The 12,770-nt window shown below is 46.8% G+C and carries 13 protein-coding genes; 5 read left to right on the top strand and 8 right to left on the bottom strand.

All coding sequences use genetic code 11. From position 1 onward, the window contains the following. Positions 1-45 precede the first annotated feature (45 nt). The 4 genes from OXI21_RS05550 to pilB all read right to left on the bottom strand — a co-directional run bounded on the left by OXI21_RS05550 (position 46) and on the right by pilB (position 4,286). Positions 46-627, bottom strand: coding sequence for a DJ-1/PfpI family protein (locus tag OXI21_RS05550; protein ID WP_279618568.1), 582 nt, complete (start codon positions 625-627; stop codon positions 46-48). Between the two features lie 182 nt (positions 628-809). Beyond that, positions 810-1,862, bottom strand: coding sequence for a methyltransferase (locus OXI21_RS05545; protein ID WP_279618567.1), 1,053 nt, complete (start codon positions 1,860-1,862; stop codon positions 810-812). Next, positions 1,859-2,578 carry a pseudouridine synthase gene (locus OXI21_RS05540; protein ID WP_279618566.1) on the bottom strand — a complete coding sequence of 240 codons (720 nt, stop codon included), beginning with the start codon at positions 2,576-2,578 and terminating at the stop codon, positions 1,859-1,861. Before OXI21_RS05540 ends, OXI21_RS05545 begins: the two co-directional genes overlap by 4 nt. 1 nt (position 2,579) lies before the next feature. After that, positions 2,580-4,286 (bottom strand): type IV-A pilus assembly ATPase PilB, encoded by a 1,707-nt coding sequence (gene pilB / locus OXI21_RS05535; RefSeq protein ID WP_279618565.1) that lies wholly within the window; start codon positions 4,284-4,286, stop codon positions 2,580-2,582. Positions 4,287-4,420: 134 nt separating this feature from the next. Here pilB and OXI21_RS05530 point away from each other — a divergent pair, with 134 nt between their 5' ends. From OXI21_RS05530 to OXI21_RS05520, 3 genes are read left to right on the top strand one after another with little or no spacing between them, the layout of a single operon-like run. Further along, positions 4,421-5,455 (top strand): PhoH family protein, encoded by a 1,035-nt coding sequence (locus OXI21_RS05530; RefSeq protein ID WP_347815516.1) that lies wholly within the window; start codon positions 4,421-4,423, stop codon positions 5,453-5,455. Further along, positions 5,446-5,910 carry an rRNA maturation RNase YbeY gene (gene ybeY, locus OXI21_RS05525; RefSeq protein WP_279618564.1) on the top strand — a complete coding sequence of 155 codons (465 nt, stop codon included), beginning with the start codon at positions 5,446-5,448 and terminating at the stop codon, positions 5,908-5,910. Before OXI21_RS05530 ends, ybeY begins: the two co-directional genes overlap by 10 nt. Positions 5,911-5,932: 22 nt before the next feature. After that, entirely contained in the window at positions 5,933-6,460 is a 528-nt protein-coding gene (locus tag OXI21_RS05520; RefSeq protein ID WP_279618563.1) for a hypothetical protein, read from the top strand. Positions 6,461-6,542: 82 nt separating this feature from the next. Here OXI21_RS05520 and cmoB read toward each other — a convergent pair whose 3' ends face one another. Genes cmoB through tatA form a run of 4 tightly spaced genes read right to left on the bottom strand, consistent with a single transcriptional unit; the run spans position 6,543 to position 9,402 of the window. Continuing rightward, positions 6,543-7,496: a tRNA 5-methoxyuridine(34)/uridine 5-oxyacetic acid(34) synthase CmoB gene (gene cmoB, locus OXI21_RS05515; RefSeq protein WP_279618562.1), complete on the bottom strand. Its 954-nt coding sequence runs from the start codon at positions 7,494-7,496 to the stop codon at positions 6,543-6,545. 30 nt (positions 7,497-7,526) lie between these two features. After that, a complete protein-coding gene (cmoA, locus tag OXI21_RS05510) occupies positions 7,527-8,282 on the bottom strand; it encodes a carboxy-S-adenosyl-L-methionine synthase CmoA (protein WP_279618561.1) in 756 nt (251 codons plus the stop codon). Beyond that, complete coding sequence (gene tatB / locus OXI21_RS05505) at positions 8,279-9,118, bottom strand: Sec-independent protein translocase protein TatB (RefSeq protein ID WP_279618560.1); 840 nt, start codon at positions 9,116-9,118, stop codon at positions 8,279-8,281. Before tatB ends, cmoA begins: the two co-directional genes overlap by 4 nt. Positions 9,119-9,162: 44 nt before the next feature. Then, positions 9,163-9,402, bottom strand: coding sequence for a Sec-independent protein translocase subunit TatA (gene tatA / locus OXI21_RS05500; RefSeq protein WP_279618559.1), 240 nt, complete (start codon positions 9,400-9,402; stop codon positions 9,163-9,165). Between the two features lie 379 nt (positions 9,403-9,781). Here tatA and gpmI point away from each other — a divergent pair, with 379 nt between their 5' ends. Together gpmI and OXI21_RS05490 are read left to right on the top strand one after the other, a co-directional pair. Then, positions 9,782-11,311, top strand: coding sequence for a 2,3-bisphosphoglycerate-independent phosphoglycerate mutase (gene gpmI, locus OXI21_RS05495; RefSeq protein ID WP_279618558.1), 1,530 nt, complete (start codon positions 9,782-9,784; stop codon positions 11,309-11,311). Positions 11,312-11,392: 81 nt separating this feature from the next. Continuing rightward, on the top strand, positions 11,393-12,754 hold the full coding sequence (locus tag OXI21_RS05490; RefSeq protein WP_279618557.1) for a S41 family peptidase: 1,362 nt from the start codon (positions 11,393-11,395) through the stop codon (positions 12,752-12,754). The last annotated feature ends 16 nt before the right edge of the window (positions 12,755-12,770 follow it).

Below are 12,770 nucleotides of genomic sequence, written 5' to 3'. Positions count from 1 at the left end.
TTACCACCTGCAAAAACTGTTTCCAAAACTATTTACCAAGACCGCTTAAATCTCGATCGTGGCTCCGAGCTTTTTCACAAAGGCGGCAAGCCATGCAGGATGAGCAGGCCAAGCCGGCGCGGTAATGAGATGATCGCTTACTTCCACTCCATCGACGGGAATATCGCAATAGATCCCACCGGCAAGCGTTACCTCTGGGCCACATGCTGGATAAGCACTCACCTTTTGCCCTTCAATAATTCGGGCAGCTGCTAAAATTTGCGCGCCATGACACACCGCTGCAATGGGCTTTTTCGCCATATTAAAGGTTTTTACAATCTCGATAATGCGCGGATTTAACCGAAGATACTCTGGCGCACGCCCACCCGGAATCACAAGCCCGATATAATCATCGGGATTAACCGCATCAAAATCGTAATTTAAAACAAAATTATGCCCCGGTTTTTCGCTATAGGTTTGCGCTCCCTCAAAATCATGGATCGCGGTAAATACTGTATCGCCCGATTTTTTTTCAGGACAGACCGCATGCACCTCATAGCCGAGCATCGTTAATGCCTGAAACGGCACCATGATCTCGTAATCTTCAACGTAATCGCCCGCTAATAGTAAAATCTTTTTCGTACTCATATCTATCTCCTTAGATGGTGAATTATTAATATTATGAGGGACCATCAATCCCCTTATATCACCCATTTATGACACAACGGTGAACGGGTATAAAACAAGATAATACGAATTAAATAAAGTGACAATAAAAAAGCACGAGTGATTCACTCGCGCCCTTCAAAGTTTCCTATCAGTCCCGCTAACTAAATCCTCATGGCCAATACTTTAAACTGTCCATTTTGCGCAAGGCATTCACTTTTAAGCCCTGCCTTTTCAATCCACTCTTCAATTCCGATAAAGCGGTTCACCACAAAATATGCCACGCCTTTAAATTTAAGCAGTGCTTTTGCGCGATTAACAAATTTTTCTGTCAACTCTGTTGAGGTTGAAAAGCCTTGATGAAATGGGGGATTGGAGATCACCACATGCGCTGAGCGGTCTAAAAGTGTGCTGCCGCAATCATCGATTAATACCTCGCCTTCAACCCCATTTTGGGCAAAGTTTTGCTCGCAACATCTAATCGCGGTAATATTATTGTCCGTTGCAATGATCGAATCAAACTCAAAATGCGCTTTCAGCATCACGCTCAAATAGCCATAGCCTGCACCTAAATCGACTACATTCCCTTTAATCGGCGCCTTTGTTTTAATCAAGGTTTCAATTAAAAAGGCACTGCCGGAATCGATCTTATCAAAGCCATAAACGCCCGGTTTTGAGGTAAATTGAATACCATTCTCCGTTTCAAGCGTATGAATAACATTATATTCAGCTACCCGTTTGGGCGTTTCAAACTCCGCTACATCTCCAACAGTAATCGCCGCGTAGCGTAAGCCTTTACCAAGCAACTCCCCTTCTGCATGACCCGCGCACCATTTCTCTAAGTTTTTAATGAGGCTCTTAATGCCCTCATCATTATTACCGGTGACAATGATTTTCCCTGCTGATTTTAACGCCATTTGCGCCACATGCACGAGATAATGTTGCAAGATTTTTGATTTTGGCGCACGAAGCAACACATAATCATAGGCGCCCTGCTCAATTTTTTCGAAATCAAAGTCGTGCAGCGCCGCCGTCACCTGCTCATTTTTTTGATTCAGAGCTTTAAATGAGGTGACTAAATCATAACGATTACTCACAAGATCAAGGGTGAGATTCGAGAGTTTGATTGGCTCCACATTTTCATCGGCAAGCCACAGCCCACGCCCGGTTAATGCATCTAAATTATGAAAGAGCGCGCTTATGGCTGGATCGATCATGCTAATATTCCTTCTATTTCGTCGTTGGTTAAGGGGCGATATTCTCCCACAGATAGCCCCTCAAGATCAATGATTCCCACACGATCGCGGTGAAGCGCGACCACTAAATTTCCTACGGCCGCCATCATGCGTTTGACCTGATGATAACGCCCTTCTGAAATGGTGAGATAACATTCAGTATCACTCAGTTTCTCTACCATTGCGGGAAGTGTCGGATCGGGATCATTGCGAAGTAAAACTCCCGTTTCAAGGGATTTAATCATCGCTTCGGTAAGCGGATTTTCAAGCGTGACTCGATAACGTTTATTGATTTTTCGATTCGGATGAGCAACTTTGTGCGACCAATCGCCATCATCGGTAATGAGCGTCAGCCCCGTGGTATCAGCATCGAGCCGCCCTGCAATATGAAGCTCCATCACGCGCGGTTCATCGAGTAAACGAAAGAGCGACGGATGCCCATCATCGCGGTGACTTGAGACATATCCGCTCGGTTTATAGAGCGCAAAATAACGGAGTGAGGTCTCTAGTATGAGTCGCTCGCCATTAAGTTCAATTCGATCAGAGACCGGATCAATCATGCGCTTCCTTTGCCGTTCCCGCTCACCATTGATAGTCACCGATTCACGTTTTAACAGGTCGCGCGCCTCTTTCCGAGAGATTTCACAGCTCTTTTGCAAATATTGATCGAGCCGCATTCGCTCTACGTCACGGCTCATCTTAATCAGAGGTAACGCGGAGCAACTCTTCAATACTGGTGACCCCTTCGAGCACTTTTTTAATTGCTGATTGACGAATACTGTCAACGCCATCTTCACGGGCTTGATCAGCAATATCGAGCGCCGTTGCCTCACTTAAAATGAGACGCTCCATCGTTTCAGAGATTGGCATCACTTCATAGATACCAACACGGCCTTTATAGCCGCGCGTACAGTTATCACAGCCCACTGGCCCGTAAATACGCGAGGTGGCTTGGGTTCGGCTAAAGCCTAAACGCTCAAGATAATCCGCATCCACGAGCACTTCCTCTTTACAAGAACAGAGGCGACGGGCAAGACGTTGCGCAATAATTAGATGCACCGTTGAGGCAATGTTAAATGGTTCAACCCCCATGTTAATGAGACGGGTTAAGGTTTCAGGCGCTGAGTTTGTATGCAGAGTCGAGAGTACCAAGTGCCCCGTTTGCGCCGCTTTAATCGCGATATCGGCGGTTTCTAAGTCACGAATCTCCCCGACCATGATCACGTCCGGGTCCTGACGGAGGAATGAACGCAGCGCTTCGGCGAAGGTAAAGCCAATGCCGGGGTTCACCGCCACCTGATTAATCCCTTCCAAGTTGATCTCTACCGGGTCTTCCGCGGTGGAGAGATTTAGCTGTGGATTATTTAAAATTCCCATACAGGTATAGAGCGTTACGGTTTTACCCGATCCCGTTGGCCCTGTTACCAGCACCATCCCTTGCGGACGATGAATCCCTTCTAAAATCGCCTGTTTTTGCACATCGGTAAATCCGAGAATATCGATATTCAATTTCGACGCCGAACTATCGAGAATACGCATTACGATCTTTTCACCCCAAAGAGTTGGCAAAATACTGACCCGGAAGTCAATCACGCGGTTCCCGGAGACCACCTTAATCCGACCATCTTGCGGCTTACGGCGTTCGGTAATATCCAGCTGTGACATCACCTTAATTCTCGCAGAGATCTGGTCACGATGGGATTCTGGGGGCGCATACATCTCTTGCAATACCCCGTCAATTCTAAAACGAATGCGATAGGATTTTTCATAAGGTTCAAAGTGAAGGTCCGACGCGCCTTTACTGATGGCGTCCGCTAACACCCCGTTAATAAATTTAACGATCGGCGGGTCATCGCGTTTAATCGCAAGGTTAAAGGAGACCACATCGGATGCGCCTGTACTTGCGCCTTCGGTCCCCGCTTTGGCAAGCTCCCCTTCGATCACACGGCGGTCAACCCCGCCCGTTGCCGAAAGCATATAGTCAAAACTGCTGGCATCAACTAAGATCGGCTGAACAATTGAGCGCGACTTAAAGCGTAATCGATCGATCGTTTGCGTGTTAGTCGGATCAACGACGGCCAAATAGAGCACCCCGTTACTTTTACGGAGCGGATAGATAAAATCTTTCTCCATCTCTGCCATCGATACCAAGGAGTTAAGCTCCTTGTTATTGATATCCATCTCCATCGATTTTGGATCAAACACCGGCGCCGTTGAGATCTTCATCGCATGTTTTAAGATCGTTTTACTGCTAATCGCATTATTTAATAACGCCCGCACCAGCGATAATCCGGTTACCGTCATCGCGTTTTCGACTTTCTCAAGCTTTTCTCTCGAAAGTTCCCCTCCCGCCATCAGCGAGCGAACGAGAGCATTACTCTCCAATACCGATACTTTTTCATCCATTGGTGTTGAACCTTATATCTAATTAGACAATTCTTTGTAAGAGCTCATTTTACTATAGATTAGTTAATAAAAGAACTCCTTGAAAGCATGGTATCATAAGAGGATTGAACCGTTATTTGAGCAATATTAAAAAAATGGAAACAAAAAACTTTGAGTTGGAATCGGACAACCGCCGACTTGCCAATTTAGCCGGCAATCTTGATGAACATATTCGCTTAATTGAGAAGCGCTGTTTCGTTGAAATTGCCAACCGCGGTGCCAAATTTTTAATTACCGGCGCCGACAGTCGTAATGTAGAGACCGCCCAAGCCATTATTGAGGCACTTTTTAAAGAGACCCCCACCAAACAACTCACCCCCGATGACGTGCATCTGATGATCGCCGAAATCGGGAATGATACCGTCGCAGCGCCAACGCTCACCCACTTTAAAGAGCATGTAATTAAGACCAAAGGCGGCGTCATTAAAGGGCGTACGCTCGCGCAAAAAGAGTATCTGCATACGATCGCAACTAATGATATTAACTTCGGAATCGGGCCTGCCGGAACGGGGAAAACCTATCTCGCCGTTGCCGCTGCCGTTGAAGCACTCCAAAAAGATGAAGTGCGCCGCATTATCCTCGTTCGCCCTGCCGTTGAGGCTGGGGAAAAACTTGGATTCCTGCCGGGGGATCTTGTGGAAAAGATCGACCCGTATCTGCGCCCCCTTTATGATGCGCTCTATGAAATGCTCGGGTTTGAAACGGTTCATAAACTGATTGAGCGCCACACCATCGAGATTGCACCGCTCGCCTTTATGCGTGGTCGCACCTTAAATGATGCCTTTATTATTCTCGATGAAGCGCAAAATACCACTATCGAACAGATGAAGATGTTTTTAACGCGAATCGGGTTTGGCTCAACCGCTGTTGTAACAGGGGATGCCTCCCAGATCGACCTGCCGCGCCATCTCACCTCGGGGCTTAATCATGCGATTAAAACCTTGGATGACGTTGATGGTATCGGCATTAGCTACTTTACCGCCGTGGACGTTGTGCGCCACCCGCTCGTTGCTAAAATTATTAACGCTTACGAAATTGCAGAAGCGAATGACGAGGCCGAACGAGAAGCCCGTAAACTTCGCCGTGAGGCGATGCGCAAAGAACACAATGAGGAACCGACATGGAATTAACCCTCGATCTCATTAACGACACCGAGCATACCCTTCCGGAAGAGGCTGAGTTTAAGCGCTGGATTGAAACGGCACTTAAAACAGCTGAGTATGATAAGCCAAGCGATGTGGCGATCCGCTTTGTGGAAAATGAAGAAATTCAAACCCTCAATCGGGAGTATCGCGATAAAGATAAACCCACCAATGTGCTCTCCTTTCCCTTTGAAGTACCCGATTTTATCGACGAACATATTCCAACGCTCGGCGATATTATTATTGCCATGGATGTAATCATTCAAGAGGCGGCCGAACAAGAAAAAACCGTGAACGCCCATTTAACCCACATGACCGTGCACGGAACGCTCCACCTTTTAGGTTTTGATCATATTACCGATGAGGAAGCTGAGGAGATGGAAGGGCTTGAGATTCAAATTTTGGCGGAACTCGGTCTACCCAATCCCTATCTTGAACGTTAATCAATGCTGATAAAGGAGTTTTATGACCCAAACACAACCCAATAAAACCGATCAAGCGCCGATCAAATCCTCTACACCTCCGCCAAAAACAGCGGGCGGTTATGCGGTGATCTGGATCTTGATGTTTATCTTTAATTTCGTCTTTACCCGCCCGAAAATGATGGTGCCGGTGTCGATTATCGCCGTCTTTATGATCTTTTTGGCCGGCGCTCTCTTTAAAGAACGGAAAAATCTGCGCCCCTTTGCACTCTTTGCTGGTATTACGGCAATTGCATTTATCTCAACGACCTATGTGGGCACAATTTTACTTGAATATCCGGTAACAAATCTTCTTGATATTCAAGCGCCAACTCTCTATGTCACTCTCTTTTATCTTTTTGCCTTTTTAAATGCGGCGAACTTTATGACGATCGGCCCGGTACTCTTTCGTTATCTCAATCGTCCTCGCGGGATTATCATTTCGATTCTCGCCAACGCCCTACTCTTTGCCGGCATTATCTACGGCATGCGTAAGTTTGTAGAGATCTATATTATTCCCGCGCTCGCGTAAAAAGCATCAGATACAAAAAAGCGAATCTCCTCTTTCATAAAAGAATCCGGGATTCGCTTTTTTCTTACCGCCTATTTAGCGATTACTTCGGTTTTCGCGCAATCATCACCGCACGTTTTGGCGCGGGATAACCTTCAATCGTTTTAGTGCGATCATTGAGGTCTAAAAAATCCGGCAGTGAGAGATAATCCATCCACTCGGTGGTGCGCTGTTCATCAAGGGTTGTGACCGATAGATCCACGCAACGCACCTCTTTAAATCCGCAACGCTCAAGCCAACGGGTTAATGCCGCAACTGAGGGTAAAAACCAGACATTACGCATCTGTGCATAACGATCTTCCGGCACTAACACGGTATTTTCATCGCCATCAATCACGATCGTTTCAAGCACCAATTCTCCGCCCGGTTTCAACGTCGCTTTGAGATCATAAAAATGATCCATCGGCGAGCGGCGATGATAGAGAACGCCCATGGAAAAAGTGACATCAAAAGTTTCACTATCCGCGGGCAGATCTTCAAGGGTGAGTGGCAATTGCCAAATCGGCGCCTCAGGCAGATAGGTTTTTGCCGCTAAAAATTGATAGAGAAAGAGCCAATTCGGATCAATCCCCACAACGCGCGCCGCCCCTGCACCAAGCATGCGGTAGCCGTAATAGCCATTTCCCGATCCCACATCGAGCACGCTCTTTTGCGTCAAATCGATATGCGGTGCAACCCGTGCCCACTTAAAGTCCGAACGCCATTCCGTATCAATGTGCACGCCGGCAAAGGTAAAGGGGCCCTTGCGCCACGGCATTAAACGCTTTAACGCATCTTTAAGGGCAATCTCATCGGTCTCGCCCACAAGTTTAAACGCCTCTTTTAGCTCAACCTCGAGCGCATTTATCTCTGGAAGATCGAGAACGGCATGCTCCCAACGCGGGCTATCGCCATGCTTTTTCGCTAAAATCGGGGCTAAAACGGGTTCTAATGAACGAATAAAAGCGCGGAGATGGGTCTCATCTAAACCGCGCGTTAAATTTTCATAACTAATCATGATTAATCTATTATGTTGAACTTTATAAAATTAAGCGATCGCTAAAATTGAGCCAAAATTAAGGGTTCGGCTCCAGAGATATACTTTGCTAAATCCCGCTGCAAGCAGGCGTTCACGATGCTCGCTAAAGGTGTTAATCTTCATCACATCCACAAGCGAATCGCGCTTTTGTGCAATCTCTAGCTCGGAGTAGCCATTTGCCCGCTTAAACTCTAGATGCAGCGCATTGATAAACTCATGCTCTTCGGGGTCTTCAAGGCGTAACTTTTCCGATAAAAAGAGCGCGCCGCCCGGATTTAAACCCTTGCGGAGTTTGGTTAAGAGCGCTAACCGTTTCTCGGGCGGAATAAATTGCAAGGTGAAATTCATCGTCATAAGAGAGGCATTTTCATACTCAAAGTCGGTGATATCTGCCTCAACCACCTCGATCGGCAGCAGGGATTCCACCATCATCTCTTGCGCTTTAAAATACTCTTTCGATTTTTCCACCATCGCCGCTGAACTATCAAGCGCGATCACCCGGCAATTGGCCTTATTGACCGCTGCGCGAAGCACCATCGAAACCGCACCAAGCGAGCTTCCCAAATCATACAGATGACTATTTTCGGTGGCAAAATAGGGCGCGAGATGGCCGATATTTTCCACAATGGTGGTATAGCCCGGCACCGAGCGACGAATCATATCGGGAAAAACGCTCACCACTTCTTCATTAAAGGAGAATTTCCCTTTTTCACGGCGAACGGAAAAGAGATCGTCTTTTTTACAATCTAAAAATAGTGAATTCATGATGCGCGATTAATCTCCTCTAACCGCTCAAGATAGCGCTCGTGACGCTCCCGCTCGGTGAGAAGTTTACGATTTTTCTGACGTTTTAAAAACTCATACATCGCATTGGCGCTCTCATTGTTTTTCGCCGCAATTTCAAGCTGACGTTCACGAAGACGCATCTGCCAATCCACTTCAACGCCATCGGTTGATTTAATCGGATTAAATCCTTTTGGTGGCGCCGTCATAATGGTGTCATCTTCCTCCACAATAGTGCTACTGTGAGAGAAGTTATCCGCTTCAAAAGCCTCGATTTCAGCTTTCGCCCCTGCAAGATCGGCCTCACTTAAAGGAAGCTCGGGAAGGTCGCTATCGTGATAGAGCTCATCCATAAGATCCTCGTCATGGAGCGCCTCGACATCCTCACCCCCACTTTCAAGTAAGTTGCTGGGCGCATGCTTACTAAAGAGCGGTTTTTTCACCGAGCTTTCAAGCTCCGTTAAATCTTTTTTAAGATGGGAAGTAGCCGCATCGAGCGGATTTTTAACGGTGTTTAAGCCATCGTTTAACTGCGATTTCATGCCGCTAACAGCCGATTCGGTATCCGATTTCAAACTGGTGAGCTCTTTTTGCAGCGATTTCATACTCTCGCTATTTTTAAGCTCATTGAGCGACTCTTTCACCTCATCAACGTGAAGCTCCCGCTCAAGTTCTGAACGAATATTATCAGTGTAGTTTTTCACCTTCCCGATAAATCGACCTACACTGCGCACTGCTTCTGGCATTTTTTGGGGCCCGATCACAATCAAGGCCACCACAAAAATGATCAGCAGCTCAAACGAACTAATGCCAAACATATTCTATTTTTTAATCCCGTTATTTGATTAAAACGCCAAAACGATCACGCGTTGTGCTCGTCTTTTTTCTCTGCGTGTTCGTTAACAACGGTGTCATCTAATTCAGATTTTTTCTGTGCGATTTTTGCTTGTTCCGCTTCTTTTTCGCCTTCGCCGACCGCTTCTTTAAAGCCTTTTACCGCCGAACCTAAATCTTTACCCATATTGCGGAGTTTTGAGGTACCAAAGACTAAAACCACCACTAATAAAACGATTAACCAATGCCAAATACTTAATGCACCCATGCTTCTGTTTCCTTTATTTGCAAATCTAACAAACATTTCATGAAAATTGCCTATATCATACCTTATCTCGCGCCGTTCGTCTGCACTTTTCTCCCGCGAAACCCTCGCGAAATATTCACAAAATCGTGACAAAATACGATGCGATCGTACTCTTTTATCAGGCCAGTATGACCTTTTTGTGACCTAAGTTTAGCAAGCTTTGTCCATTTTTTGGCGCTCCGGGTAAACGCTTTCCCCCCTATCACGGAAAACGCCCTTTAATTAAAATGGTTTTTTGCGTGGAAAACTTTCCTTTTTCGGTCGATCTCTTCTGATATTTTCTCTACTTTCACCTATAATATTGGAGTATTTGATTTTAATTAAGAAGGATTTCATTTAAATGAACACGCCAAAACCCTTGGTTCTCTGTATCTTAGATGGTTGGGGTTTCCGTAAGGAAACGGAAAATAATGCAATTGCGGCAGCGAATACGCCCAATTGGGATCGTTTTTTAGAAATCGGTGCGACCACCTTAATCAATACCTCTGGTGAGTTTGTCGGCCTCCCCGATGGTCAGATGGGTAACTCTGAAGTTGGGCATATGAATATCGGCGCGGGACGCGTGGTATATCAAGATTTCACCCGCATCACCCAAGAGATTGAAACCGGCGAACTTGGCCGAAATCCTGTGATCAATAGCGCATTTAGCGACATTAAAGAGGAAGGCAAAGCCCTTCACGTCTTTGGTCTTTTATCCCCCGGTGGCGTTCATTCCAATGAAGCGCACATCTTCGCGCTCATTAAACAAGCGGTGGAAAAAGGGGTGGAAGAGATCTATCTTCACGCTTTCTTAGATGGCCGCGATATGCCTCCACGCTCAGCGAAAGCCTCGCTCGAAAAAGCCGACGCACTCTTTAAATCTTTAGGCAAAGGCCGCGTTGCCACCATGATCGGTCGCTACTTTGCGATGGACCGTGATAAACGTTGGGATCGCGTGGAAAAAGCGTACAATCTCATTAGCCAAGGCCTTGGGGAATATCATGCAGAGAGCACACTTGAAGGGCTTGAAGCCGCGTATGAGCGTGGCGAAAACGATGAATTTGTTGAGCCAACCGTGATCGGTGAAAAAGTAAAAATCAATCATGGCGATGCCGTGGTGTTTATGAACTTCCGCGCCGACCGTGCTCGCGAAATCACCTACCCCTTTACTGAAGATGATTTTGAAGGCTTTACTCCAAAATATCGCCCGAAACTCTCTCATTACATTACGCTTACTCAATATCAAGAAGGGCTCAATGTTGAGATCGCTTACCCTCCCGTTGAGATTAAAAACGGTTTAGGGGAAGTCCTTGCTCATGAAGGCTTAGCGCAACTTCGCATTGCTGAAACGGAAAAATATCCGCATGTGACCTTCTTCTTTAATGGCGGTGAAGAGAAAGTCTTCCCCAATGAAGAGCGCATTTTAGTGAGCTCACCGAAGGTGGCAACCTACGATCTTCAGCCTGAAATGAGTGCGCCGGAAGTGACTGAAAAGCTTGTTGAAGCGATTCATTCGGGTAAATTTGATGTGATTATCTGTAACTACGCCAATCCTGATATGGTCGGCCATACCGGCGTATTTGACGCGATCGTGAAAGCGGTAGAAGCGGTGGATAGTGGCATTGGTAAAGTATATGAAGCGGTGAAAGCGATGGGCGGTGAAATGCTCGTTACCGCCGACCACGGCAATGCGGAAAAAACGTGGGACCCTGCAACGGAGCAACCTCACACAGCGCATACCACAGGCCCGGTTCCCTTAATCTATCTTGGACGTAAAGCCACCCTTTCGCCCGATGGTTCGCTCTGCGATCTATCACCGACGATTTTAAGTCTCATCGGGGTAAAACAGCCCTCTGAGATGACTGGGAAAAACCTAGTGAATTTTCAATAATTAAGCTGGGAGTCTGATACGCGCTGCAACACTTACTAATAAGGCCGTATCAGACCCTGCAACACAAAAGAGGATATAACGATGAAATTCAAACGTCTCTGGCTTGCCCTATTTTTAACCGGACAGCTCACACTCGGACTCGCCCAAGGCTCACCCCTTGCAGACGAGACTCCGCAGAGCGATATTAGTGATGCTCCGATCACCGTTCCGGCGATGCCAAGTGCTTCGTCGCACGATCCTCTTCCCATTGACGATGTGCGTCTTTTTATTGAAACTTTAGAACAACTCAAAGAAAATTACGTCGACCCAATTAGCGATAAAGACCTCATGACCAACGCCATTAAAGGAATGCTCTCAGGGCTTGATCCACACTCGACGTTTTATACTCAAGATGAATATGAGTCCGCCAAAGAGAGCACTTCTGGTGAATTTGCCGGCCTTGGCATTGAAGTCACTGCCGATCGCGGATTTATCAAGGTGATCTCTCCGATTGATGGCAGTCCTGCGGAAAAAGCGGGAATCAAACCGGGCGACAATATTATTCAGATCGACGACATTGCCGTTCAAACCATCGATACCGATAAAGCGATTAAAATGCTGCGCGGCGATGTGGGCACGACGGTTACCATTAAAGTGCTTCGTGATCAATCAAACACCCCGCTCACCTTTGAGATTATCCGCGATGTGATCAAAACGAAAAGCGTGCAATATGAAACGCTCAACGATTCGATCGCCTATGTGCGCCTCAGCCAATTCCAAGAAGGCAGCACCAAAGAGGTGGAAAGCGCCATCAAAGAGATGCAAACCCATGCGATTGCCAAAAAAGGGGCGATTAAAGGGATGATTCTTGACCTGCGCAATAACCCCGGTGGACTCCTTGATGAAGCGGTATCGCTCTCGGATCTCTTCATTCAAAATGGACTGATTGTCTACACCAAAGGCCGCGCCGAACATGCGCAAGAATCCTTTAGCGCGACCAAAGGCGATCTTCTTGCCGGAGCGCCGATTATTGTGCTGATTAACTCAGGTTCAGCGTCCGCCTCCGAGATCGTTGCTGGAGCCCTTCAAGACCAAAAACGTGCGTTAGTCGTTGGTGAAAAGAGCTTTGGAAAAGGCTCGGTGCAGACAGTGATCGATCTTGCGGACGGTCAAGGGTTAAAATATACCTCCGCGCGCTACTACACGCCCAACGGCACCTCCATTCAAACCACCGGGATTATCCCCGATGTGATGGTGGCGCCAGTCAATGTAGAGCTGCAAACGCAACTCTTATCGATCCGCGAGCAAGACATTAAAGGCCATCTTGAAAATGAAAATGGCAACGCGCCCGCTGAGATTCACTACATCGATAACAGCAAACATGCGGAGACCGATTACTATCTCTACGAGGCGCTCAATATTTTACAAGCGCTGATGGTGACCAAAGAAAATCAGCTGATCTAAACGCAACAAACACACG

The sequence above is a fragment of the Ignatzschineria sp. RMDPL8A genome, from assembly GCF_029815055.1.
GTDB lineage: Bacteria > Pseudomonadota > Gammaproteobacteria > Cardiobacteriales > Wohlfahrtiimonadaceae > CALZBJ01.
The sequence above is the reverse complement of the archived record's forward strand: the minus strand, read 5'-3'. Positions and strand labels throughout refer to the sequence as shown.